Genomic DNA, 22,134 nt, shown 5'->3' with positions numbered 1-22,134 from the left:
GAAGGCGGAGAAGTGTAGTGGAGCGGTCGGGGCGCCGTGGCACGCGGGACGTCGACCCGGCGAAGCCATCGCGGAGCGGGCGAACCGCCGCGTCGGTTTTCTACAAGACCCGGCCGCGGCCTTGTCCGACAGTGAGGCCATTCCCACCCCGCCAAGGAGCCGCCATGAACACCGCCATCCATCCGTTCCGGATCGAGATCGCAGACTCGCAGATCGACGACCTTCGCGCCCGCCTCGCCGCCACGCGCTGGCCGCAGCCGGTCGTGCGCGATTTCAGCCACGGCCAGGCCGTGTCGCTGGTGCGCGAACTGGCCGACTACTGGCGCGACGGCTTCGACTGGCGCGCCCAGGAAGCGCGCCTGAACGCGCTGCCGCAATTCACGACGGAGATCGACGGCCAGACCCTCCACTTCATCCACGTGAAGTCGCCGGAAGCGGAAGCCTTCCCGCTGATCCTGACGCATGGCTGGCCGAGCTCCCCGGCCGAGTACCTGGACCTCATCGGTCCGCTGACGGACCCGCGCGGCCACGGCCGCGACGATGCGCCGGCCTTCGACCTGGTCATCCCGTCGGTGCCGGGCATGGGCTTGTCGTCGCCACTGGCGGCTGCGGGCTGGGATGCCGCCCGCACCGCGGCCGCCTGGGACACCTTGATGAAGCGCCTGGGCTACGAGCACTACGGCGCGCAGGGGGGCGACGTCGGCGCGCTGGTCGCTCGGGAGATGGGCATCCTCGCGCCGGAAGGTTTGGCTGGTGTCCACGTCCAGCAGATCTTCGCGTTCCCCGCCGGCACGCCCGACGAAATGCAAGACCTGACCCCGTTCGAGATGGCGGGGTTCGAGCGCCTGAACTACTTCAGGAAGTACGCCGGTTATGTCGACATCCAGTCCAAGCGGCCGGGCACCCTCGCCTTCGGCCTGGTGGATTCGCCGGCGGCGTTGCTGGCCTGGAACGCCGAGCTGTTTTTCGGCTTCGAAGGAGAACGCGCCGCCGAGGTCGACCGCGACCGCTTCCTCACCCACCTGTCGCTCTACTGGTTCACCGGCACCGGCGGGCAGGCGGCCGAGATGTACTTCGCCAACGCCGCCAGCGGCGCGGGCTATCGCGACCTGCCCAATCACACGCCGACCGCCGTGGCCGTGTTCCCCGACGACTTCCGCTCGGTCCGAAGCTTCGCGGCGCGCTCGCATACCCGGCTGCTACAGTGGACCGAGATGCCACGCGGCGGTCACTTCGCCAACGAAACGGACCCGCAACTGGTCGTGGACGACCTGCGCCGATTCTTCGGCGCGCTGCGGGCGCAAGCGTCCCGAACACCCCGAGAGGGTCTGGATGGAAGGACCGATCGCTGAGGAGGAACGTCCGGCGGATTCGCCCCTGGTGGCGAAGGTCCGCCGTGTCCGGCATCTCGCGGACAACCGTGAGACCGCCTTGCCCGACGGTTCGTGGGACCTGCTGTTCGTGCGCCGCGGCGACGGTCCGGTGATGGTGATCCAGACCGGCCAGATCACCGCTCCGCTCACGATCGACAACCGCGCGGGCGACGAGATCCTCAGCATCGCCTTCAAGACCGATGTCTACATGCCGCGCCTGCCGGGGCGGCTGATGGTCGGCCAGGGCGTGATCTGCCCGGTCGACCGGCAGGGGCGCTTCCACCTCGGCGACGAGCGCTTCGAGATCCCCCGCTTCGACAACGCCGAGCAGCTCGTGGCGGCGCTGGCGCGCCAGGGCGTGCTGGAGCGGGATCCGGTCGTCCTGCGGGCGCTGCAGGGCGCGCGGCAACGGCTCGACGAACGCAGCATCCAGCGGCACTTCGCGGAGGTGGCGGGGCTCGGTCTCAAGACGCTGCAGCAGATCGCGCGGGCCCACCAGGCCGCGGAGCTGCTTCGCCAGGGGTGGACCGCGTCGCAGGTCGCTGCCGAGCTCGGCTTCTCCGATCAAGCGCACATGAGCCACTCACTGAAGCGGCTGCTCGGGAAGACGCCGCGAGAGATCGCGCAAGGACCGTTGCCAGCTGCCCGCTGAAGACACGCAGCCGTTCGACATGCGTCGCTGCAGTCGTCGATTCACTTGAATTGCTGGAAGGCGTCAGCGCATCGCCATGGATGAGTCATAGCCGGCGAACCGGTCGACAAGTACGGTCACAGGAGTCGCGACGCCCGCTTGGAGGTGTTGCGTTTTCTAGGTACTTGTAGACTTATGCATAGCTTTTCCAACACACTCACCGGGATGCCTCGCCGTCCACCCCCGCCTCCACCGTCCTATGAGCAGGCCGTTCTCGCGCTCGCAAAGCGGCGATCGCTGCTGCGCGCGCGGGATGTGGTCGAGGAAGGAATTCCGTCGATGGTGCTGAGCCGGATGGTGCGGGCTGGCACCTTGCAACGCATCAGCCACGGCATCTACGCCCCGAATGAACGCGACGTCTCGGAACACATTTCGCTTGCCGAGGTGTGCGTGCGAGCGCCACGCGCGGTGGTCTGCCTGCTCTCCGCGCTGCGCTTCCACGAGATCGGGACGCAGGAGCCCTACGACGTCTGGGTCGCCCTGCCATCCAGCGCGGCCGCCCCGCGGCTCCATTCGCCCGCGGTTCGCATCATCCGCATGTCGGGCGACGCGCTGACCGAGGGCGTCGTCGACCACGAGATCGACGGCGTCCGCGTGCCGGTCTTCAGCCCGGCGAAGACCGTGGCTGACTGCTTCAAGTTCCGCAACAAGGTCGGACTGGATGTGAGCATCGAAGCCCTGCGCGACGGATGGGCCCGGCAATCCTTCAAGTCGAGCGAACTCCGTCGGTTCGCCAAGATCGATCGCGTCGACAACGTGATGCGTCCGTATGTGGAGAGCCTGATCGCATGAGCCGCAACGTCGCCGCCTCGGTGCGCGACCGGCTGCTCAATCTGGCGCAACGCACCGACCACAACTTCTCCCGCGTCATCACCCGTTTCGGGCTTGAGCGGTTCCTCTATCGTCTGTCCGCATCGCCGCATGCAAACGAGTTTCTGCTGAAGGGCGCCCTGCTCTTTTCTCTTTGGTACCAGGACAGCCAGCGCCCCACCCGCGATGCCGATTTCGTCGCGCTGACCTCGAACGACGTCGACCGCCTGGTCGCGGTGTTCAAGGCTGTCTGCGCTATCCAGGTCGACGATGGTGTCCATTTCGATCCGGAATCGGTGAACGGACGCGTCCTGGGCATTGAAGAGAAGTACGTCGTCAGGGTCACACTGACCGGCGAACTCCATCGGGCGCGACTCAGCATCCAGATCGACGTCGGATATGGCGATGCCGTTTCGCCCGGACCTCAGCCCGTCGTGTATCCAACGCTGTTGCCTGATCTGCCCGCCCCGCGTTTGATGGCCTATCCCAAGGAAACGGCGATCGCCGAGAAGCTGCATGCGATCTGGGCGCGGGGCATCGACAACACGCGTCTCAAGGACTACTTCGATCTGGATGTGCTGCTGCACGATGAGCTAATCGATCCGAAGGAATTGCGAACCGCGATTGGGGCGACCTTCGCTCAGCGCGGGACGCCCCCGCCCGATGGCATTCCCGAAGGTCTCACCGATGAGTTCTCGGCCCATCCGATCAGGGTCAGCATGTGGAAGTCGTTCCTGAAGAAGAACAACCTGACGGGAAGGGATCTCCCGGATCTCGTGAACCGGATGGTCCTGGCCTTGCGTCGCCTCAAGGTGATCTGACGCATCGCGCGCTTGAGGGCGCGCGATGTCCAATGCGCGGGTCCGCGATCGGCGCGCGGCCTACTTGGCGACCAGCACACCCTTGTTCGCCAACGCATCCGCGCGTTCGTTGCCCGGATCGCCGGCGTGGCCCTTGACCCAGCGCCACTCGACCGTGTGCAGCTTGCGCAGCGCCTCCAGGCGCTGCCACAGGTCGGCGTTCTTCACCGGCTTGCCGTCCGCCGTCTTCCAGCCGCGGCGCTGCCAGCCCGAGATCCACTCGGTCATGCCCTTGCGGACGTACTCGCTGTCCGTGTAGATCACGATGTTGCAGCTGCGCTTGAGCGAGGTCAGCGCCTCGATCACCGCCGTCAGCTCCATGCGGTTGTTCGTCGTGTTGCGCTCGCCGCCGAACAGTTCCTTCTCGTGGTCGCCGCTCTTGAGCCACGCGCCCCAGCCGCCCGGGCCTGGGTTGCCCTTGCAGGCGCCGTCGGTGTAGATGACGACGGGCGGCTTGGCGATCTTCGGCGCGGCGGGAGCGGGATCAGGAGAAGCGGAGGTATCGGTCATGAAGGAGTCGGAAAGGAACTGGAACGTCGAAGTCGGGTCGGGATCACGCGCCCGACAGCCGGGATGGCGTGAGGATCAATCGACCTCGGCATCGTCGCGATGATGATGGTGATGGTGGACCGCCGCGACCGCCGGAGCCGTCTTGGCGGCGCGCTTCTTGCCGCGCGCCAGGCCGATCAGCCGCATGCCGTGCACGCGCTTGACCGCGATCACGCCGTACAGCGCGCCGAGCACCGTCCACCACTTGCCGCCGGGCTTCTCGATCCACTGCCAGCGCGCGAGCCACGCATCGCTGAGCAGCGGCGGCCGGTAGCAACCGAACTGCGCGCGTTCGACGTCGAAGGACAGCAGCCGCAGCCAGTCGCGCAAGCGCCAGTAGCCGAGGTACTCGCGCTCCTCCGGCAGGTAGAGCCGCGGCGGGCGGCCCAGCATGCGACCGTTGACGCGGGCCAGATTCTGCCTCACCGCCCACAGGCTGGCGGGGTTCATGCCGAGGATCACGACGCGCCCCTCGGGACGCAGCACGCGCTCCACCTCGCGCAGGCAACGGTGCGGGTCGGCCGCCTGTTCCAGCGTGTGCGGCAGCAGCACCAGGTCCAGGCTGTTGGACTCGAACGGCAGCGCATCGAACTCGCAATAGACCGCCGCGCGGCCCGCGCCGTTCAGGCCCGGGGCGAGTTCGGCCTGCGGCTCGGGCTGGTACTCCAGCGGATGGACGCTCAGTCCCTGCCGCGGCGGGCCGGCGACGCCGTCCTCGAAGGGCCGGTGGTTCAGCGCCAGCCAGCGGTTGGTCATGCGGTTGGTCCGCAGGCCGTGCAGTTGCGGGAAGCCGAGCTGCAGCGCGTGATACCCGAACCAGTCGATGACGGCGGCATCGATGAAGCGCTGTTCCCACGCGAGCAGGTAGCGCCCGGCAGGCGTGCGCAACCAGTGCGCGAACTCCGCCGCGGCGGTGTCCGGCCGGAAGTGCGCCTCTACAATCGGCGGCTTCTCGTCGCTGTCGTCGTCCTGGCCCGGAGTCTTCATCGCTGGGACCTGATCCCCTTGCCTGCATGAACCTGGTCGCCGTTCCCGCCTTCACAGACAACTATCTCTGGCTGCTGCATGACGGCCGGTCGGCGCTCGTGGTCGACCCGGGCGACGCCGCACCGGTGAAGGAGGCGCTGCGCTCGCTGGGACTGGACCTGCAGGGCATTCTAGTGACCCATCACCATGCCGATCATGTCGGCGGCCTGCGCGAGTTGATGCCCTTGCTGGCCGAGGGCGCAAAGATCTGGGGGCCCGCTGGCGAAAGCATGCCAGTGCCCGTCGAACCGTTGAGCGAAGGCGACCGCTTCGAGGTCCTCGGCCAGGTCGTCGACGTGCTCGACGTCCCCGGTCACACCGCCGGTCACATCGCTTTCGTGTTGAAGCAGCCCACCGATGGCGGCGCGCCGATCCTGTTCTGCGGCGACACGCTGTTCTCCGCCGGCTGCGGCCGGCTCTTCGAGGGCACGCCCGCGCAGATGCACGAGTCGCTGTCCAAGCTCGCGGCACTCCCCGGGGAAACCCGCGTTTGCTGTGCGCACGAGTACACCTTGTCGAATCTGCGTTTTGCTCGCACAGTCGAGCCCCAGAACGAGGCGGTCGCGCGACACGAGGCCTGGTGTCTGGCCCGGCGCGAGCAGTCGCTGCCCACCCTGCCCTCCACCATCGCCGTGGAGCTCCAGATCAACCCCTTCCTGCGCTGCGAGCACGCCGCCGTCCGCGAGGCCGCCCAGCGCCGCGATCCGCGCGTCACCTCGCAGCCGGTCTCGGTCCTGGCCGGACTGCGTCAATGGAAGAACGAATTTCGCTGAGCCTCCGATGCATCGACACCTGACCCCGCCCCGCACGACCGCCCGTTCCCACCGCGCCGCGACCGGCGCGGACGCCGCCTCCCCCCCTTCCGCCCACGGCACCGCGAAACGTCCCGCGTTGACGCTGATCGCCGCGCTGCTGCCCCTGGTGCTGGCCGCCTGCGCGACGAACGCGCCGCGGGCCGACAACCAGGAAGCCCAGGCGGTCGCGCAGCAGACGGTGCAGGCGGTCGAGTCCGCGGCCTCCGCCGTCCCGTCGCCGGCCACGCCGGTGGCGCGCGTCGCCACGGCACCGGAAGAGAAGCTGGACGTCCTGCTCGAGGACAACCTGAACCCCGGCGAGAAGGTCGACCTCGACGCCCCGAAGACGCACGTCGACCTGTGGGCGCGGATGCGCGCCGGCATGGCGATGCCCGAGCTTGACAATGACCTGGTCCGCAAGGCCGAGGACTGGTACAGCAGCCGGCCCGACTACGTCGCGCGCATGACCGGCCGCGGCAGCCTCTACCTCTATCACGTGGTCGAGGAAGTCCAGAAGCGCGGCATGCCGATGGAGCTGGCGCTGCTGCCCTTCGTCGAGAGCGCGTTCCGCAACGACGCTCAGTCCAGCGCGAAGGCCGTCGGCATGTGGCAATTCATGCCCGCCACGGGTCGCGACTTCGACCTGAAGCAGAACATCTTCCGCGACGACCGCCGCGACGTGCTGGCCTCGACCAAGGCGGCACTGGACTACCTGCAGCGCCTGAACAAGCTGTTCGACGGCGACTGGCAGCTGGCGCTGGCCGCCTACAACTGGGGCCAGGGCAACGTCAGCAAGGCAGTCGCGCGCAACCAGAAGGCCGGCCTGCCGATCGACTACGACAGCCTGCGCATGCCCGACGAGACGCGCTACTACCTGCCCAAGCTGCAGGCGGTGAAGAACATCGTGATGCGCCCCGAGGCCTACGGCCTGGAGCTGCCGGCGGTGGCGAACCATCCGTATTTCCTGTCGGTCAACATCGACCGCGACATGGACGTCACGCGCGCCGCGCAACTGGCCGAACTGGACGAGGAGACCTTCCGCCAGTTCAACCCGTCGATGAACAAGCCGGTGATCCTGGCGGCCAGCAGCGGCCAGCTGCTGCTGCCCTACGACAACGCCAGCACCTTCGTCGCCAACCTCGAGAAGCACCGCGGCCCGCTGGCGTCGTGGACGGCCTGGGTCGTGCCGAAGACGATGAAGCCGGCGGATGCCGCGAAGCAGGTCGGCATGAGCGAGACCGGCCTGCGCGAGATCAACCGCATCCCGGCGCGGATGCTGGTGACCAAGGGCTCGACACTGCTGGTGCCGCGCACCGCGTCGCGCGACCAGGACGTGTCCGAGCACCTGGCCGACAACGCCCGCATCGGCTTCGCGCCCGACGTGCCGCCGATGCGCCGCGTCACGCTCAAGGCCAACAAGGGCGACACGGTGGCCAGCATCGCGCGCCGCTACCGCCTGGGCACGACGCAGCTGGCGCAGTGGAACCGCGTCAGCACCAAGGCCACTTTCAAGCCGGGCCAGCAGGTCGTCGCCTACGTGCGTGAAGGCCAGCAGCTCGCCGCGGCGGAAGCGTCGGCCGCGCCGTCGAAGTCCTCGTCGAGCAAGACGATGAAGTCGGCGAAGGTCACCAAGGTCGCGTCGAGCGCGGCCAACAAGCCGGCCAAGGCCGGCGCGAAGACCCGCAGCGCCAAGGTCGCCGCCAGCGACGGCAAGGGCGGTCGCACCGTGGCGACGAAGACGGCGCTGCGCTGATCCACGGCGCGCGCCAGGAGAAGAACGGGCGCTCGATCGAGCGCCCGTCGTTCATCGGGAATCGCCGGTCACCGCAACTGCGCCAGCAGGTCCTCCGCGCCCTTGTCGATACCGACCCGGGCCGCGTCGAGCCTGCCGAAGGTGGCACCCAGGTTCCACGCGTTGGGGTACTGCTTGGTGACGTAGGCCCCGAGCAGCTCCTGCGTCGAGGCATCCAGGATCTCGACCGCGTAAGAGATCGAGCCGGTGAACGCGCCTTCCTTGCCGCGGACCGCCTGCACCGCGTTGTACGGTCCGCCCGCCAGGTCGAACCGGGTGAAGGTGCTGACGACCCGCGTGGTCGTCTTCGCGCCGGTCAAGGTCAGGCGCACGAGCAGCGTGCCGACGTCGGGAACGGTCGTCAGCCTGAACCGCTGCTTCAACTCCGCGGCGAAGACCCGCCGCATCTCACCCGCCAGCACGGCCTTGTCGTCGTCCGAGATGTCCTCGAACTGATGGTCGGCGCCTCGATACACGATCACCGGGTCCACGATGACCGAGCCGTACTGCCCCCAGTCCACGGTCCTGGGCAGGCGGTAAGGCACATGTCCGCTGTCGTCGGCAGGGTTGGGACGGAGCTCGGGCGTGGACGCCAGGCCGGCATAGGGATAGGGCTGCGGGCTGGCGCAGCCGGTCGACACCGCGGCCACGACGGCCAGCAGGATCAGGCGGCGCAGGGGTAGGCCACGCAGGGAGAGCCCGCGCGGGACGAGGCGGCAAGTGGGAAAACGGGTCATCGGATCACCTTCAAGAATGGGTGGGGGGCACACAGTCCGTGTCGTTCGGAGACGTGTCAGCGACGCGCGCCGCGCCGCCTCGGCCGCTTGCGCGGCAACAGCAGCAGCAGCCACAACCCCAGAAGGTCGATCAGGTGCAGGAAGTAGCTCAGCATCGGGCGCTCCAATACAATACGGTACGGATCCGTACGGTATTGAAGCGGCCGTTGTGGTGTCAAGTTAAATGTACAGATCCGTACTGTTTTGGAGATCAACGATGCGAGTGAGGACCCAGGCAAGACGGGAATCCATCATCGAAGCCGCTGTCGAGCTCTTCGAGGAAGCGGGCTACGAGGGGACGTCGATGAGCGAACTGGCGCGGCGGCTCGGCGGGTCGAAGGCCACGCTCTACGGCTATTTCCCGTCCAAGGAGGAGCTGTTCGTCGCCGTGGTGGAAGCCTTCGCCACGGCGCATCTGGCGGAAGCCACGGCGATCGTCGAGGCGGCGATCGATGGCGGCCCGGCGCTCGCGCCGCTACTGACGAAGGCGGGCACCTGCGTGCTGCAGGTGATGCTCAACGACCGTCGCGCAATCCTGGTCTACCGGATGGTGATGGCGGAAGCGGGCCGATCGGACCTGGGTCCCCTGTTCCACCGCGCGGGTCCCCAGCAGCTTGTCGACGCCCTGACCCGGCTGTTCGCCGAGGCCATGCAGCGCGGCGTCATCCGCAAGCTGGATCCGACGATCACGGCGATGCAGTTCATGTCGCTGCTGACCGCGGAGACGGGGCAGCGCTTGTATGAGAGAAGCCCGCGCCAGATGTCGCGCGCCGAGATCGAGCAGCGCGCGATGCGCGCCGTCGACATGTTCCTGGGCGGCGCGAAGCCACGGGACGAAGCTCGCCCCGAGCGCTGAATCGCATCGTCAGGCGAAGGTCGGGCGAGGGTCGGGCGAGGGTCAGCCTAAGTCAGGCGAAGAACAGCGCCACGCTGAGCGCCGTGCCGACCGCCCAGGCGAGGCTGCGCAGGCTCGGCTGGTCGGCGATGTAGAGCGCGACATACACGACGCGCGTGACCACGAAAGCGATCGCCAGCAGGTCGATGCGCGACTGCGCGTGCTGCATCTGCTGCGCGGCCAGCACGCCGGCGATGAACAGCGGCAGCGATTCGAAGCTGTTGGCCTGCGCCGCGTTCGCGCGGGCCTGCCAGCCGCCCTGCCGCGTCAGCCAGCCACGCGGGTCGTGATTGTCGAAGCCGCCGTCGCGGCGGCGCTTGCCGAAGCCCTTGGACTTGGCCAGCGCGGCGCACAGCACCGGCATCAGGCACGCGACGATCAGACAGTAGTTGGCGATGGTCATGGGGTATCCCTCACCGGGTCGGGAGACGGTGCGTCGACGGTCCGCATCAAGGGGTCGCGCCGGAGCTGATGCGTCAGGTGGACCGGCGATCCACCAGCGCATGCGCGATGGTGCCGAGGTCGACGTACTCGAGCTCGCTGCCCACCGGCACGCCGCGCGCCAGCCGCGTGCTGCGCAGGCCGCGCGCGCGCAGCGCCTCGGCCAGCACATGCGCGGTCGCCTCGCCTTCGGCGGTGAAGCTGGTGGCGAGGATCACCTCCTCCACCTGCCCGTCGGCGGCGCGCTCCAGCAGTTGATCGACGCCGATCTCGCGCGTGGACACGCCATCCAGCGGACTGATCCGGCCCTGCAGCACGAAGTAGTAGCCGAAGTAGGAGGCGGTGCGCTCCATCGCGGCCTGGTCGGCCGGCGACTCGACCACGCACAGCAGCCGCGCGTCGCGCTGCCGGTCCGAGCAGATCGGGCACAGCGGCGCTTCGCTGAAGGTGTGGCACCGCTCGCAATGCCGCACGTTGGTCGCCGCGGATTGCAGCGCGCGGGCCAGCGCGTCGGCGCCAGCGCGGTCGTGCTGCAGCAGGTGGTAGGCCATGCGCTGGGCCGACTTCTGGCCCACGCCGGGCAGGCGCCGCAGGGCCTCGATCAATTGCTCGAGCGCGGTCACCGCAGTCCGATCCGATCGATGATCAGAACGGCGATCAGAACGGGAACTTCATGCCCGGGGGCATGGGCATGCCGGCAGTCAGCTTGCCCATCTTCTCCGAGCTGACCTGCTCGGCGCGGCGCACGGCGTCGTTGAACGCGGCGGCGACGAGGTCCTCCAGCATGTCCTTGTCATCGGCCAGCAGGCTGGGGTCGATGGCGACGCGCTTGACGTCGTGCTTGCAGGTCATCGTGACCTTCACCAGGCCGGCGCCGGACTGGCCTTCGACCTCGATGTTGGCGAGCTCGTCCTGCGCCTTCTTCAGGTTGTCCTGCATCGCCTGCGCCTGCTTCATCAGGCCTGCGAGTTGACCCTTCATCATGATCGTGATTCCTTGTTCAGAGATTCAATGGGGCGGTGGAGGGCCGCCCCGGAGATGACCCGGAGGTCGATGCGATGGGCAGGATTGTCGCCCACGGCGCGCGCCTGCGCTGGCGCCGCGTCGTGGGGTCCTGCGATCGGCCGTCTGCGGTCGAAGGTCGGCGGTCCGCGGCCGGATCTTCAGACCGGCTTGATCGAGCCCGGCAGGATCCGCGCCGTCTTGAACTGCGCGAGCAGCTGCTGGACTTCCGGATCTTCCAGGATGATGGACTCCGCCTGCCGCTGGCGGGCGCGCGTGGCCTGCGTGTCGCGCAGCGCGGGCGAATCGGACGCGCGGCCGGCTTCGATGTCGACCCGCACCGGCTTGCCGACGAAGCCCGCGAGCACCGACTGCAGCTTCTCCAGCAGGCCGGGTTGGCGCAGCGATTCGCGCTCGACGCGGAAACGCCAGCGTTGCGGCTCGGCGGTCTCGTCGATCTCCAGGCATTCGGCCTGCAGCGCCAGCTCGCGCGCCAGCGCGTTCAGGCCCAGTTGGGGCACGACCGCGTACCAGCGCTCGCCCAGCGCCGTCGGCACGAGTTCGACCTCTTCGATCGCAGTCGACACGTAGATGCCGTTGCCGCCACCGCTGCCGCCGCCTGAATCGCCGGACGACGGCATCGGATCGTCCATGTCCGGCATCGACATGCCAACGGACGCTTCCTCATCGGACGGCGGCGGCACGTCCATCCAGGGCGGCGGACCGTCGTCATCGTGCGGCGGGGACAGGTCCTCGGGCTCCTCGCCGTCGGCCTCGGCCTTCGCGGCGGGCAGCGGCGCGGCGCGCGGGCGCAGGCGCTCGCTGAAACGGGTCGCGGGCGCGCCCGCGGTGGCGGCGCGCAACGGACCCGACGGAGCGGGTGCGCGCGGCGCTGCCTGCACTGGCGCCGGCGCTGGTGCAGGCACGGGTTCAGGGGCAGGTGCCGGCACGGGTTCAGGGGCAGGTGCCGGCACGGGTTCAGGGGCGGGTGCCGCCGCCACCGGTGTCGGCGCAGGCGCAGGCGCATGCTCAGGCGGTCGCGCAACGGCAGGCTCTGCAAGCTCCGCAGGCGCCGGCGCAGCGGCGTAAGGCGGCGCTTCAGCGACTGCGGCCGCCGGAGCGGGCGACTCAGGGGCCGGCGCCGCTGCGGGCGCTTCCGCAGGCTCGGGTTCGGGTTCGGGCGCCGCCGCTTCGGCAACGCGCGGCACGGCGGGCGCCGGAGCAGGCGCGACCGGCAGCGGTGCCGCGGCTTGCGGCGCGGGCGCGGCGGGCGGACGAGCGACCGGCGCGGCGCTCGCAGCAGAGGCCGGCGCGGGACGCGCCGCGCCTTCGGGCGCCGACGGCTGACGCGCGCCCTGCCCGTTCGGCCGGAACGCCATCATGCGCAGCAGCACCATCGTGAGTCCGGCGTACTCGTCCGGCGCCAGCGGCAGTTCCTGCCGGCCATGCAGCGCCATGCTGTACATCAGCTGAATCTCATCCGCCGGCAGCTGGCTCGCCAGCGGCAGCAGTTCGGCCAGGTCGGGATCGCCCGCGTCGAGCGCGCCCGGCGCCGCCTGCGCGACCGCCAGATGCTGCAGCGCGACCGCCAGATCCTCCAGCGTGCCGCCCGCCGACAGGCCCATGTCTCGCAACCGGTCCGACGCGCCGACCAGCGAGGCGCCATCGCCCGCGATCAACGCGTTCAGGATGCCCAGCACATGGCCGCGGTCGACGCTGCCCAGCATCTGGCGCACGCCGGCTTCCTTGAGCTCGCCGGAGCCGAAGGCGATCGCCTGGTCGGTCAGCGACAGCGCGTCGCGCATCGAGCCGCGCGCGGCGCGGGCGAGCAGGCGCAGGGCGCCGGGCTCGTTCGGGACGTGCTCGTTGGAGAGCACGCGCGTCAGGTGCTCCAGCACCGTCTGCGGCGCCATCGGGCGCAGGTTGAACTGCAGGCAGCGCGACAGCACGGTCACCGGGACCTTCTGCGGATCGGTCGTCGCCAGCACGAACTTCAGGTACTCGGGCGGCTCCTCCAGCGTCTTCAGCATCGCGTTGAAGGCGGTGTTCGAGAGCATGTGCACTTCGTCGATCATGTAGACCTTGAAGCGCCCGATGACCGGCTTGTAGACGGCCTGGTCCAGCAGCTGGGAGATCTCCTCCACGCCGCGGTTGGAGGCGGCATCCAGCTCGACGTAGTCGACGAAGCGGCCGGCGTCGATGTCGCGGCAGGCGTCGCAGACGTTGCAGGGCTGGGCGGTGATGCCGCCGGTGCCGTCCGGTCCGACGCAGTTCAGCGACTTGGCCAGGATCCGCGACACCGAGGTCTTGCCGACGCCCCGCGTGCCGGTGAACAGATAGGCGTGGTGCAGGCGCTGCTGCGTCAGCGCGTTGGCCAGGGCCTGCACGACGTGTTCCTGACCCATCAGCTCCTCGAACGTGCGGGAGCGGTACTTGCGTGCGAGGACCTGGTAACTCATGGCGGGGCATTCTACGGGGGCGGCCTGGCACGCCCGGACAGGCGGCGGCGGGAACGCGTCCGGGTTTGTCAGGAGAGGCGTTCGGCGCTGACGGATAATCCGCGCCCATGAGCACCCCGCACGATCCCTCCTCCGGCACGCTGAGCTACGAACAGGCCGGCGTCAACTACGACCTGATCGACCCGCTGAAGATCAGCGCCCAGCGCGCCGCGGCCGCGACCGCCGGCCACCTGAGCGCCCACGGCTTCACCGAGGTGAAGGCATCGCGCGGCGAGTCGGCGTACGTCGTCGACGTGGGTCCGTTCTACATCGCGTCGATCGTCGAGTGCCTGGGCACGAAGACGCTGGTGGCCGACGAAATGGCGACGCTGACCGGCAAGAGCTACTACGACGGCATCGCGCAGGACACGATCGCGATGGCGGTGAACGACCTGATCACGGTTGGCGCGACGCCGCTGGTGGTGCAGGCCTACTGGGCCGCGGGCGGCTCGGACTGGTTCGGCGACGCGCAGCGCGCGCAGGCGCTGGTGGCGGGCTGGAAGAAGGCCTGTGACGTCTGCCAGGTCGCCTGGGGCGGTGGCGAGACGCCGGCGCTGGCGGGCATCGTCGAAGGTGGCCGCATCGATCTGGCCGCGTCCTGCACCGGCCTGATCAATCCGAAGGAACGCCTGTCGGTCGGCGACAAGCTGGGCGCGGGCGACGCGATCGTGCTGCTGGCCTCGTCGGGCATCCACGCCAACGGCCTGAGCCTGGCGCGCAAGCTGACGGAGCGCCTGCCGCAGGGCTACCTGACCGAGGTGCAGCCGGGCCTGACCTACGGCGACGCGCTGCTGGCGCCGACGGCGCTGTACTCGCCGGTGACCGAGGCGCTGTACAAGGCCGGCATCACGCCGCACTACTGCGCCAACATCACGGGCCACGGCTGGCGCAAGCTGCTGCGCCACCCCGGCAAGTTCACGTACCGCATCCACACGGTGCCGCCGGTGACGCCGGTGCTGAAGTTCATCCAGGACCACGCGCAGCAGGACGACCGCGAGGCCTATTCGACGCTGAACATGGGCGCCGGTTTCGCCATCTTCGTGAAGGCGGACCAGGCGGCGAAGGTGGTGGAGATCGCCAAGGCCTGCGGCATCGACGCATGGGACGCGGGCCGCGTCGAGGATGGCGAGAAGCAGCTGCTGATCGAGCCGCTGGACATCCGCTTCGGGGATGACGATCTGCAACTGCGCTGAGCGGGGTCAGGTCTGAAGGAATGAAGGGCGCTGAGGCGCCCTTCGTCGTTCATGCAGGTGGATTTGTGGTCGCGACCTTGTTTCCTCGTTCGAGGCGGTACTTCTCGCGGCCCGCGATCACCTGGAGCTGGGCGCGGATCTGACGGGACCGCCTCATTGCGTCATCGGTGTCCTGTTGACTCACATGGCGATCGGTCGCGTAATCAGCGTCGTTCCTGCTCTCGCGCAGCAGTCGCAAGTTCTTGGCCAGTGCCTTCTCCCCTTCTCGCTCGTAGTGCTCCAGGGTCCATCGATGAACCTTGGGATGCCGATCAGAAATGTTCGCCATGTCGCGCGCCCTCAGGAACACACCATAGTAGGCGCGCGACACTGCACTGCGGTTGCTCGCTTCGTCGTTTCGCGTCAACAAGTGTTGCGCGACGACAAGGACCTCATCAGGATCGAAAACTGTCATTGCGCTGTCCTCACCTCACCAGATGGCGGTCCTCATAGCGACCGGGGCAGGTACGGACCAACGCTGTCAGCCAGAGGCGATCTATTGCCGGCACCGTCGTGTGCAATGCTTCAAATGCCTCAACCTCCGCGTAGGGGTAGCCAGAAGTCGGCGGATAGCCGAAGAGCGTGAACATCAAGAGCAGGTCGTACTCCTCGGGATCCCTTTTCACATGGACACTGATCTGCCGCCCCCCCGCGCACCGGGCGAGCTCTCGGTCGACCGTATCGAAGTCCTCGCGCTGCAGATGCGGATGCTTGCGGGCGAACCAGTCGATGATGTCTTCGTAGTCTTGCGTGCCACGCAAGGCCTGGAGGTCATAAGGCCATTCGCCGGGCACGCAGGGGTTCATCCACGGACGGAAGAGATACGGCGCCTGGGACTTGCTGTGCACCCACACTGGTCGCGCACGACCGGTGGCGTGCGACTCCAGCGCCGCCATCTGTGGCGCTTCCATGATTTCAACTTGCTGCAACATCGCTGCTTGCCTTTCCATCACCGACCCACGTCGATGCAATGCGCTCATTCTCGGAATCGAGAGGCGTTCTGCCATGACTCAAAGTTGTGGGTGACGGGGGATGCGGAGAGGGCCCTCTTCCGAGGGAAGTCGGGGGATTTGCCGGGCGCCCTGCCCGCCTCGCGTTCCCCAGGTTGACATCCCCCCGCCGGGTGACGAAGCTCCCTGGTCATGGACTGGTTCTACGGCCCGATGGTCAAGATGCATGCGCTGTTGGCGTGGTGCAGCATCGGGCTGTTCCTCGTCCGCGGGCTGGCGCATCAGTTCGGCGCCGCGTGGGTGGCGGACGAGCGGCTGCGCACGCTGGTGTTCAGCAGCCACGTGCTGATCGTCGTGTCCGGCCTGAGCCTGTGGGGCGCGCTGCACCACGACCCGCGCTACGAGCCCTGGATGACGGCGAAGTTCATCGCGCTGGGCGTCTACTTCGCGACCGGGCACTGGGCCTTCGGGCGCGGGGAGTTCCGCATCCTCGGCTACGTGCTCGCGCTGGTGGCGCTCGCGTATGTGATGGCGGTGTCGGTGACGCGTCAGGTCTTGCTCGGGCTCTGAGACGCGCCTCGATGCGTCGAGGGATCGGCGCTGGACGACCGTTCGGTCGACGGGCGATCACACCGACGACACGGGCTTGACGCCGCCTCGCCCAGCCGGGCGTAGGATCGTCCGATGCCCTCGACCCCCCCATCCACGACGCCGCGCAGCGCGGCTACACGAGCGCCTCCGACAACTACCAGCGCGGTCGCCCCGAGTACCCCGACGCCCTCGCCGGCTGGCTGGGCGAGGCGCTCGGCGTCCAGGCGGGCGCGCGGGTCCTCGATCTCGGCGCGGGCACCGGCAAGTTCACGAAGCTGCTGGCGCGCACCGGCGCGACGGTGACGGCGGTCGAGCCGGTCGACGCGATGCGCGCGCGTCTCTCGGAAAGCCTGCCCGGCGTGCGGGCGCTCGCGGGCACGGCGGAGGCGATCCCGCTGGCCGACGGCGATGCGGACGTGCTCGTCTGCGCCCAGGCCTTCCACTGGTTCGCGAACGACCGGGCGCTGCGAGAGATGCATCGTGTGCTGCGGCCCGGCGGACGACTGGGCCTGATCTGGAATGTGCGGGACGAATCGCGCGACTGGGTCGCCGAGATCACAGAGATCGTCACCCCCTACGAGGGCGATGCGCCGCGCTTCTACAAGGGCACGTGGAAGCAGCCCTTCGAGGGACAGTCGCTCTTCGGACCGCTGCAGCGGACGGTGCTCCCGCACAGCCACGTGGGAACGTTCGAGCAAGTGGTGCTCGACCGCATCCTGTCGGTGAGCTTCATCGCCGCGCTGCCGGAGGCGGAACAAGCGATCGTCGCGGATCGGCTGCGCGCCTTGAAGGATCGCTACGCGGAACTGCGCGAGCCGACGATCGCGTTCCCCTACGCCACCGAGGCGTGGCTCGCGGAGCGGCTCGTCACGGCGTGAACGCGGCCGCCAGGTCGGGGACGCAGGTGGGACTCTCCAGACGGTTCGCGAGGAACGCGGAGACCCGCCTGGTGTAGTCCTCGGGCGCGAAGTCGAACAGGTCCACATGGGCCGCGCCCGGGACCATCCACAAGGACTTGGGTTCGGCGGCGGCGGCGAAGAGCCGCTGCGTCTCCGCGGCGGTGGTGTGGCGGTCGTTGCTGCCGGAGATCACCAGCAGCGGCGCGTTCAGTTCGGCGATGTGGTCGATCGGGCGCAGTTGCTGCGCGGTGATGTCGAGCTGAAGCGGCAACTGCGACAACAGCAGCGGCGACAGTCCGCCGGCCCAATCGCCGAGATGCAGCTTGAGCCGGTCGGAGACCGCGTCCTCGATCGTCGGGTACATCGACTCCAGCACCACGGCGTCGATCTGCGGCCGGTCTCGCGCCAGCACGGTCGACGCGGCGCCCAGCGAGACGCCGATGACGCCACGCCGCTCGCAAGGCGCCTCCTTGGCGAGGAACTCGAGCGCGGCGACGACGGCTTCGGACTCGCGCCAGCCGAAGGTGATGGCGGTGCCGCCGCTCTCACCGTGGCCGGGCAGGTCGATCAACAGCGCGCCGCGTCCCTGACGATGCAGCAGCTGCGCGCGTCGCAGCATCTGGCGGCGATCGCCGCGCACGCCGTGCAGCAGCAGGACGGCGCCGAGGCCGGGACGACCGGGGCTCCACCAGCCCGACACGAGCACGTCGGAGGACGTCACCAGCTGGATCTGCCGCGCCTGCAGCACCGGCGGCGGCGCGCCGATCGTGCGGAAAGCCGGTGCGGCGAGTTCCCGACCTGCGAGCCAGAGCGCCCCCACACCGAGGACGGCGAGCGCGACGATCACAAGGAGGATCCGCGCCAGCCGTCTCATCGTGATCCGATCAGACCAGCTTCCAGCCGGCCAGCCAGAGCTGGTGGACGGCGGCGGCGTGGAGTTCGCGACGCAGGGCGGCGGGACGTTCGCCGGGCCGCGCGACGCGCGGCGAGCTGAGCCACTGCGGGCCGACCTCGCGCGAGAAGCGGGCGCGCCCATGGCGATCGGCGCGCAACAGCGCGAGGCGCCAGGCGGCGTTCAGGCGCTGGGATTGGCCGTCGTCGGCGAGCGCGCCGATCCAGTCGTCGGCCTGGAGGCGGAACGCGGCCTTGAGCAGTTCGAGGTCGGACGGGAAGCGGGAGAACTCGGCGACCGGTTCGCCCCAGGGGTCGCGCAGGGTGCGCGGGGGCTGGGCGGGCGCGGTGGTGGTGGCGCGAGCGGCGCGGCGGCGGGACAGCAGCGAATCGAACTGGGCGAGACGAGCGGACATGAAAAAACTCCGAGAGCCCACAGAGATCACCGGCGTTTGCCGGCCCGGGGGCAGTCGGAGCCGCAACGCTTTAGCCGCATTTGTTGATCGCCCGCAAGTAGTTGGTAAATCGGCGATGGCACTGGAGGGCTGGCGCCCGCGAGGTCCGGAACGGATTTAACCACAGGCGCGACGGGTGAGTCGACGGCGGGGTGGTCTTGTTCGCACGCGGGTCGCACGGCGAGGCGCGCGCGAGGGCGCGATAGAGGGCGGCTCGTCCGGAGCCCCTCGAAAGCTCGGATAGAATGCGAGGTGACGGGCCTCCTCGCATGGAAGCGCGGCCAACCGGGTCAGATGGGGAACCAAGCAGCCCTAACCGTTGTGACCAGTGCCGAGGGTAAGGCTCGTCAACCTTCTTTCCTTTTCCCCAGTGTTCATGCGGGATCCCAGTGTTTATCGGGGTTCCAAGCATCCGACTGTGTACCGATGGTGTGTAACTTCAGGGTCCGCTCATGACGAAAGTGAGCGTAGACATGAAGCGAGCCACGGGGGTCGTCAAGCGGCCCGGTAGCACGTCCTGGCACTGGGGCATCAAGACTCCAAGCGACCTCAAGCACCTCTACGCAGGCCAGTGGGCACATCGCTGCTCCCTTGAGACCGCCGACCTCCGCTTGGCGAACTCTAGGGCGACCGCACTACGCGCCGAATGGGTGAAGCGGTTCGACCAGCAGCGAGAGGCCATAGAGGCCACCCAGCGCCCCCTGCCCTCGGTCAAGCTCTCACCCGCCCTGATCAAGGAAGCGTGCGACCTCATGTATGCGCGCATGCTGGAGTCCGACGAGTCCCAGCGCCTTGAGGGTCTCTCAGCTCAGCAAATGGAGAATCAGGCCCTTGCCCTCGGAATCGAGAAGGCGAAGCTCCGGGACGCAAATGCGTCCGGCAGCTCTACACCGGTGGACAACGTGCTGCCTGCTTGGCTGCGGTGGCTCCGTTGGGACGTTAGCGAGGCTGATCCGCTTTACCGGGTGCTGGTGCGCGAACTGGTGAAGACGCGCCTAAAGGCAATCCAAAGCGTCGAGGCGCGCCATTCGGGCGACCTTGTGGATACCCCGCCAGAGCCATCCGTGACAGCTCTAGTGGCCGCCGCAGCTCCATCAGGAGATGCTCACTCGACCTCCTCCCCCGCCGAGCCTTCTGGCCTGACTATGCGCGGGGTCTACGACAAGTGGAAGGTCGCGGAAGTCCGCGGCCCAGACGCGGCAAGCGCCTGCGGTCGCGCTCTGGGACTGTTCGAAGAATGCTTCGGCAAGGCCACAACTCTAGTTGGCGAGGTCACGCGCGCACATGGGGTCGAGTTCAAGAGCTGGCTGGTCGCAAGGATCGCCGAACAACGCATGTCCAGCAAGACGGCTCATGACCGTCTGACAAGCGTCAAAGGCCTACTGCGCTTTGCATACGAAGAAATCGAGGTCATCTCAAAGCACCCCTGGCGCGGCCTGGACATCAAGTACAAGACGGAGAACCCACGACGGCCTTGGACCTACGCTCACCTGCAGGCATTCTTGGCTTTGCCGCTGTTCAAAGCGTATGAGCTTCCCGATGTTGGCAAGACTGCATGGAAGGGAGGCGGCGCCGCTGCCTATTGGGTACCGCTGCTGGGGCTGTACACGGGGGCCGCCGTATCGGAGCTTTGCCAACTCCTGAAAAGCGATATTGAAGTCGCTGCGGACGGGTCGGGACTGATCCACATCACCGAAGACACTGACGGGCAACAGCTCAAGAACACCGAGCATCGTCGCCGCGTGGTGCCCGTCCATAGCCAGCTGGTCCGCCTCGGCTTCCTGGAGTACGCAGCCTCCGTTACGTCCGGCCAGCTGTGGCCTGAAATGAAGTTCCGCAAAGGAAAGCCTGGCGGCTATTTTTCTGACTGGTTCGGCACACTGCGGAAGCCGGCCGGCCAGGCCGAGTCACTGTTCCCCGATTTTCACAGCATGCGTCATACCGTCCGCAGCAAGCTAACGGCGGCGGGCGTCGAGCTGAGCATCCAAGATCGCCTCACGGGACATACGGTGAAAGGAAGTGCAGGCGCTAGGGTCTACACCCATGTTGAAACGCCGCAGCTTCGGGCCGCCATTGAGACGATTCAGTATGAGGGGATAGAGTTCCCCATCGCGTACCCCAAGCCCGCGCTCGCGTCGCGATAGGGGCAGCGGGTTAGGCAACGGGTTTCGCGAATCCAGAGCCCTCAAATGGCTAGAGGCAACTCATGACCCCCACGGACACTGATGAGATTCATGGTCGCTTATCGCTGTGGTACTTCACCTTGCGGGAGTGCGAGAGCCACCTGAAGCTAGCCGCAAAGATCAAGGCAGCGAACACCCCCGATAAGTTGGAGCTTCAGCAGGAGCGGACCAAAGCTCTTCACACTCTCGGGCCAAGAAACTCTCCACCAATCCCCGGCGACCCACTCGGTCTGAATCCATACGAGCGGTTCCATCACGACCACCCTGAGCACCTCGCGTTTCCCACTTACTACGACCTCATCCAGATGACCGAGAACGCCCAGATGCTCGCCATCGTCGCGTTCTGCCGCATATGGAACTCGGGACGTGGTGCCCCGGGAATCGCAAAGGGCAACGGGGACCCGATGGTTGCCCCGTACCGCGCTCGAATCGTGGACGGCGCATTCCCTATTCCGACCGAGCGAAGTCAGTTCGAAGATTTCAGGCAGAAGTTGCTTGAAGCTCGCGACAAGATGCTCGCCCATGCTGATGCCTCGCACTCGAACAAGGGGAACGGTGTCCTGCCTCCAAACAACGTTGTTTACTGGATCGACATGGACTACTTCAGACACTGCGTGCAGCGACTGCTGGCGCAGAGTCGAGCCTTATCTGCATACGAATAAGACGCTCGCCGCTCGGTGGCTTCAAGTGCACCTGGGAACGCGCGTGCTTCTAGATGTGTCCATCCGCCGCCTTGCATGACGTTGGTCAGGCCCTCGTCGACCCACGCGTCCCTAGAGTTCCCGGGACATCCACTCCAGGGAGCACGCAACGATGATTGCGCCGGAAGACATCTACATCCTCAACATCGCCGAGTTGACCAAGGACCTCTATCGCATGGGCAATGCGACGTGGCCTGCGTTCACGGATCAACGAGTGCGAATCGACGTCAGGATTGAGGTTCGTAACGGGGTTGAGGTGGTCGTCGCCAACGGCAACGGCTTCTCTGCCTATGACCACCTCACGCCGATCATGAAGAAGCCCGGTAAGAAGATCTGGCGGATCAGGAAGGGGTCATCCTTGGGGGACGACCTAGTCATCGGCGAGGACAAAACTCCAGGGCGAGAGGGGCACTACTTCATCGCGCCCAAGCGGACAATGCCGCTCAAGAAGTACCTGGGCGCGCTTGAAGAGCTGGGGATGGACCGCAGCCGCGTCGAACTGATCACCGTGGGGGTTTGAATGGCAGTCAAGTTTTTTATCGGCGAGTACCGCGTCCTTTGGGAGGCTTTGACGCGCCATCAGGCGGAACTTGAGCGGGAGTCTGAAGCGACTGAAGACGAGGACGCCCAGTTGCTTGTGGATGACAAGCTGCAGAAGATTGAGGACATGCTGCGTAGCATCGCGATTGCGGCGAAGGCTGATTGGGATATCGACCTAGCGTGAA

General features: G+C 67.6%; 25 protein-coding genes and 1 other RNA gene. 15 read left to right on the top strand and 11 right to left on the bottom strand.

The window, feature by feature from the left end; genetic code table 11:
• Window positions 1–164: 164 nt before the first annotated feature.
• The 4 genes from AC07PR_RS07645 to AC07PR_RS07630 all read left to right on the top strand — a co-directional run bounded on the left by AC07PR_RS07645 (window position 165) and on the right by AC07PR_RS07630 (window position 3,695).
• Window positions 165–1,352 carry an epoxide hydrolase family protein gene (locus AC07PR_RS07645; protein WP_495134928.1) on the top strand — a complete coding sequence of 396 codons (1,188 nt, stop codon included), beginning with the start codon at window positions 165–167 and terminating at the stop codon, window positions 1,350–1,352.
• Window positions 1,333–2,025 carry a helix-turn-helix transcriptional regulator gene (locus AC07PR_RS07640; protein ID WP_495134927.1) on the top strand — a complete coding sequence of 231 codons (693 nt, stop codon included), beginning with the start codon at window positions 1,333–1,335 and terminating at the stop codon, window positions 2,023–2,025. Before AC07PR_RS07645 ends, AC07PR_RS07640 begins: the two co-directional genes overlap by 20 nt.
• 204 nt (window positions 2,026–2,229) lie before the next feature.
• Entirely contained in the window at window positions 2,230–2,856 is a 627-nt protein-coding gene (locus AC07PR_RS07635) for a type IV toxin-antitoxin system AbiEi family antitoxin domain-containing protein (RefSeq protein WP_483109274.1), read from the top strand.
• Complete coding sequence (locus AC07PR_RS07630; protein ID WP_483107150.1) at window positions 2,853–3,695, top strand: nucleotidyl transferase AbiEii/AbiGii toxin family protein; 843 nt, start codon at window positions 2,853–2,855, stop codon at window positions 3,693–3,695. Before AC07PR_RS07635 ends, AC07PR_RS07630 begins: the two co-directional genes overlap by 4 nt.
• A 60-nt stretch (window positions 3,696–3,755) precedes the next feature.
• Here AC07PR_RS07630 and rnhA read toward each other — a convergent pair whose 3' ends face one another.
• Window positions 3,756–4,244 (bottom strand): ribonuclease HI, encoded by a 489-nt coding sequence (gene rnhA / locus AC07PR_RS07625; RefSeq protein ID WP_495134926.1) that lies wholly within the window; start codon window positions 4,242–4,244, stop codon window positions 3,756–3,758.
• A 75-nt stretch (window positions 4,245–4,319) separates the two neighbouring features.
• The gene (locus tag AC07PR_RS07620; protein WP_377153072.1) at window positions 4,320–5,270 is read right to left on the bottom strand and encodes a class I SAM-dependent methyltransferase; all 951 of its coding nucleotides are present in this window, start codon (window positions 5,268–5,270) and stop codon (window positions 4,320–4,322) included.
• A 26-nt stretch (window positions 5,271–5,296) separates the two neighbouring features.
• Between AC07PR_RS07620 and gloB the strand changes: the two genes are divergently transcribed.
• The gene (gene gloB, locus AC07PR_RS07615) at window positions 5,297–6,082 is read left to right on the top strand and encodes a hydroxyacylglutathione hydrolase (protein ID WP_495134925.1); all 786 of its coding nucleotides are present in this window, start codon (window positions 5,297–5,299) and stop codon (window positions 6,080–6,082) included.
• A gap of 7 nt (window positions 6,083–6,089) precedes the next feature.
• Window positions 6,090–7,856: a transglycosylase SLT domain-containing protein gene (locus AC07PR_RS07610; RefSeq protein ID WP_495134924.1), complete on the top strand. Its 1,767-nt coding sequence runs from the start codon at window positions 6,090–6,092 to the stop codon at window positions 7,854–7,856.
• A 68-nt stretch (window positions 7,857–7,924) separates the two neighbouring features.
• Here the strand turns inward: AC07PR_RS07610 and AC07PR_RS07605 are convergent, their stop codons facing one another.
• Window positions 7,925–8,632 carry a DUF3313 domain-containing protein gene (locus AC07PR_RS07605; RefSeq protein ID WP_495134923.1) on the bottom strand — a complete coding sequence of 236 codons (708 nt, stop codon included), beginning with the start codon at window positions 8,630–8,632 and terminating at the stop codon, window positions 7,925–7,927.
• A gap of 256 nt (window positions 8,633–8,888) precedes the next feature.
• On the opposite strand from AC07PR_RS07605, the gene AC07PR_RS07600 reads away from it, so the two are divergent.
• Window positions 8,889–9,527 (top strand): TetR/AcrR family transcriptional regulator, encoded by a 639-nt coding sequence (locus AC07PR_RS07600; protein WP_377153065.1) that lies wholly within the window; start codon window positions 8,889–8,891, stop codon window positions 9,525–9,527.
• 52 nt (window positions 9,528–9,579) lie between these two features.
• Here the strand turns inward: AC07PR_RS07600 and AC07PR_RS07595 are convergent, their stop codons facing one another.
• The 4 genes from AC07PR_RS07595 to dnaX form a co-directional block, all read right to left on the bottom strand.
• On the bottom strand, window positions 9,580–9,969 hold the full coding sequence (locus AC07PR_RS07595) for an MAPEG family protein (RefSeq protein WP_377153063.1): 390 nt from the start codon (window positions 9,967–9,969) through the stop codon (window positions 9,580–9,582).
• Window positions 9,970–10,042: 73 nt separating this feature from the next.
• The gene (gene recR / locus AC07PR_RS07590; protein ID WP_483107157.1) at window positions 10,043–10,630 is read right to left on the bottom strand and encodes a recombination mediator RecR; all 588 of its coding nucleotides are present in this window, start codon (window positions 10,628–10,630) and stop codon (window positions 10,043–10,045) included.
• A 34-nt stretch (window positions 10,631–10,664) separates the two neighbouring features.
• Window positions 10,665–10,991, bottom strand: a complete 327-nt coding sequence (locus tag AC07PR_RS07585) for a YbaB/EbfC family nucleoid-associated protein (RefSeq protein ID WP_431051755.1) — start codon at window positions 10,989–10,991, stop codon at window positions 10,665–10,667.
• A gap of 179 nt (window positions 10,992–11,170) precedes the next feature.
• Window positions 11,171–13,468, bottom strand: coding sequence for a DNA polymerase III subunit gamma/tau (dnaX, locus tag AC07PR_RS07580; RefSeq protein ID WP_495134922.1), 2,298 nt, complete (start codon window positions 13,466–13,468; stop codon window positions 11,171–11,173).
• 107 nt (window positions 13,469–13,575) lie between these two features.
• Here dnaX and AC07PR_RS07575 point away from each other — a divergent pair, with 107 nt between their 5' ends.
• Window positions 13,576–14,700 (top strand): AIR synthase-related protein, encoded by a 1,125-nt coding sequence (locus AC07PR_RS07575; RefSeq protein WP_331613085.1) that lies wholly within the window; start codon window positions 13,576–13,578, stop codon window positions 14,698–14,700.
• Window positions 14,701–14,749: 49 nt separating this feature from the next.
• Here AC07PR_RS07575 and AC07PR_RS07570 read toward each other — a convergent pair whose 3' ends face one another.
• Both AC07PR_RS07570 and AC07PR_RS07565 read right to left on the bottom strand, forming a co-directional pair.
• Window positions 14,750–15,154 carry a hypothetical protein gene (locus AC07PR_RS07570; RefSeq protein WP_377153057.1) on the bottom strand — a complete coding sequence of 135 codons (405 nt, stop codon included), beginning with the start codon at window positions 15,152–15,154 and terminating at the stop codon, window positions 14,750–14,752.
• 10 nt (window positions 15,155–15,164) lie between these two features.
• Window positions 15,165–15,719 (bottom strand): hypothetical protein, encoded by a 555-nt coding sequence (locus AC07PR_RS07565; protein ID WP_377153055.1) that lies wholly within the window; start codon window positions 15,717–15,719, stop codon window positions 15,165–15,167.
• A 162-nt stretch (window positions 15,720–15,881) separates the two neighbouring features.
• Here AC07PR_RS07565 and AC07PR_RS07560 point away from each other — a divergent pair, with 162 nt between their 5' ends.
• Window positions 15,882–16,259 carry a SirB2 family protein gene (locus AC07PR_RS07560; protein ID WP_377153053.1) on the top strand — a complete coding sequence of 126 codons (378 nt, stop codon included), beginning with the start codon at window positions 15,882–15,884 and terminating at the stop codon, window positions 16,257–16,259.
• 131 nt (window positions 16,260–16,390) lie between these two features.
• Window positions 16,391–17,158: a class I SAM-dependent methyltransferase gene (locus tag AC07PR_RS07555; protein WP_495135295.1), complete on the top strand. Its 768-nt coding sequence runs from the start codon at window positions 16,391–16,393 to the stop codon at window positions 17,156–17,158.
• Here AC07PR_RS07555 and AC07PR_RS07550 read toward each other — a convergent pair.
• A complete protein-coding gene (locus AC07PR_RS07550) occupies window positions 17,148–18,053 on the bottom strand; it encodes an alpha/beta hydrolase (RefSeq protein WP_495134921.1) in 906 nt (301 codons plus the stop codon). The genes AC07PR_RS07555 and AC07PR_RS07550 overlap by 11 nt on opposite strands.
• Before the next feature lie 10 nt (window positions 18,054–18,063).
• Window positions 18,064–18,486 (bottom strand): hypothetical protein, encoded by a 423-nt coding sequence (locus tag AC07PR_RS07545; protein WP_495134920.1) that lies wholly within the window; start codon window positions 18,484–18,486, stop codon window positions 18,064–18,066.
• 293 nt (window positions 18,487–18,779) lie between these two features.
• Here AC07PR_RS07545 and ffs point away from each other — a divergent pair.
• The 5 genes from ffs (at window position 18,780) to AC07PR_RS07520 (ending at window position 22,133) form a co-directional block, all read left to right on the top strand.
• Window positions 18,780–18,877: signal recognition particle sRNA small type (gene ffs, locus AC07PR_RS07540), an RNA gene on the top strand.
• Window positions 18,878–18,998: 121 nt separating this feature from the next.
• The gene (locus tag AC07PR_RS07535) at window positions 18,999–20,669 is read left to right on the top strand and encodes a DUF6538 domain-containing protein (protein ID WP_495134919.1); all 1,671 of its coding nucleotides are present in this window, start codon (window positions 18,999–19,001) and stop codon (window positions 20,667–20,669) included.
• A gap of 62 nt (window positions 20,670–20,731) precedes the next feature.
• On the top strand, window positions 20,732–21,370 hold the full coding sequence (locus AC07PR_RS07530; protein ID WP_495134918.1) for a hypothetical protein: 639 nt from the start codon (window positions 20,732–20,734) through the stop codon (window positions 21,368–21,370).
• 151 nt (window positions 21,371–21,521) lie between these two features.
• The gene (locus AC07PR_RS07525) at window positions 21,522–21,929 is read left to right on the top strand and encodes a Tse2 family ADP-ribosyltransferase toxin (protein WP_495134917.1); all 408 of its coding nucleotides are present in this window, start codon (window positions 21,522–21,524) and stop codon (window positions 21,927–21,929) included.
• The gene (locus AC07PR_RS07520; protein WP_261756218.1) at window positions 21,930–22,133 is read left to right on the top strand and encodes a hypothetical protein; all 204 of its coding nucleotides are present in this window, start codon (window positions 21,930–21,932) and stop codon (window positions 22,131–22,133) included.
• Window position 22,134 lies beyond the last annotated feature (1 nt).

The sequence above is a fragment of the Roseateles sp. GW821-FHT09H11 genome (assembly GCF_059415845.1).
This window is presented reverse-complemented; position numbering and strand designations above follow the sequence as displayed.

Coding starts and splice junctions, on each gene's coding strand:
- dnaX (WP_495134922.1), bottom strand. CDS start 13,468: ATGAGTTACCAGGTCCTCGCACGCAAGTACCGCTCCCGCACGTTCGAG.
- AC07PR_RS07600 (WP_377153065.1), top strand. CDS start 8,889: ATGCGAGTGAGGACCCAGGCAAGACGGGAATCCATCATCGAAGCCGCT.
- AC07PR_RS07640 (WP_495134927.1), top strand. CDS start 1,333: ATGGAAGGACCGATCGCTGAGGAGGAACGTCCGGCGGATTCGCCCCTG.
- AC07PR_RS07610 (WP_495134924.1), top strand. CDS start 6,090: ATGCATCGACACCTGACCCCGCCCCGCACGACCGCCCGTTCCCACCGC.
- AC07PR_RS07605 (WP_495134923.1), bottom strand. CDS start 8,632: ATGACCCGTTTTCCCACTTGCCGCCTCGTCCCGCGCGGGCTCTCCCTG.
- AC07PR_RS07635 (WP_483109274.1), top strand. CDS start 2,230: ATGCCTCGCCGTCCACCCCCGCCTCCACCGTCCTATGAGCAGGCCGTT.
- AC07PR_RS07620 (WP_377153072.1), bottom strand. CDS start 5,270: ATGAAGACTCCGGGCCAGGACGACGACAGCGACGAGAAGCCGCCGATT.
- AC07PR_RS07570 (WP_377153057.1), bottom strand. CDS start 15,154: ATGACAGTTTTCGATCCTGATGAGGTCCTTGTCGTCGCGCAACACTTG.
- AC07PR_RS07560 (WP_377153053.1), top strand. CDS start 15,882: ATGGACTGGTTCTACGGCCCGATGGTCAAGATGCATGCGCTGTTGGCG.
- AC07PR_RS07565 (WP_377153055.1), bottom strand. CDS start 15,719: ATGAGCGCATTGCATCGACGTGGGTCGGTGATGGAAAGGCAAGCAGCG.
- AC07PR_RS07595 (WP_377153063.1), bottom strand. CDS start 9,969: ATGACCATCGCCAACTACTGTCTGATCGTCGCGTGCCTGATGCCGGTG.
- gloB (WP_495134925.1), top strand. CDS start 5,297: ATGAACCTGGTCGCCGTTCCCGCCTTCACAGACAACTATCTCTGGCTG.
- AC07PR_RS07520 (WP_261756218.1), top strand. CDS start 21,930: ATGGCAGTCAAGTTTTTTATCGGCGAGTACCGCGTCCTTTGGGAGGCT.
- AC07PR_RS07535 (WP_495134919.1), top strand. CDS start 18,999: ATGAAGCGAGCCACGGGGGTCGTCAAGCGGCCCGGTAGCACGTCCTGG.
- rnhA (WP_495134926.1), bottom strand. CDS start 4,244: ATGACCGATACCTCCGCTTCTCCTGATCCCGCTCCCGCCGCGCCGAAG.
- AC07PR_RS07545 (WP_495134920.1), bottom strand. CDS start 18,486: ATGTCCGCTCGTCTCGCCCAGTTCGATTCGCTGCTGTCCCGCCGCCGC.
- AC07PR_RS07630 (WP_483107150.1), top strand. CDS start 2,853: ATGAGCCGCAACGTCGCCGCCTCGGTGCGCGACCGGCTGCTCAATCTG.
- AC07PR_RS07645 (WP_495134928.1), top strand. CDS start 165: ATGAACACCGCCATCCATCCGTTCCGGATCGAGATCGCAGACTCGCAG.
- AC07PR_RS07530 (WP_495134918.1), top strand. CDS start 20,732: ATGACCCCCACGGACACTGATGAGATTCATGGTCGCTTATCGCTGTGG.
- AC07PR_RS07525 (WP_495134917.1), top strand. CDS start 21,522: ATGATTGCGCCGGAAGACATCTACATCCTCAACATCGCCGAGTTGACC.
- AC07PR_RS07575 (WP_331613085.1), top strand. CDS start 13,576: ATGAGCACCCCGCACGATCCCTCCTCCGGCACGCTGAGCTACGAACAG.
- AC07PR_RS07550 (WP_495134921.1), bottom strand. CDS start 18,053: ATGAGACGGCTGGCGCGGATCCTCCTTGTGATCGTCGCGCTCGCCGTC.
- AC07PR_RS07585 (WP_431051755.1), bottom strand. CDS start 10,991: ATGATGAAGGGTCAACTCGCAGGCCTGATGAAGCAGGCGCAGGCGATG.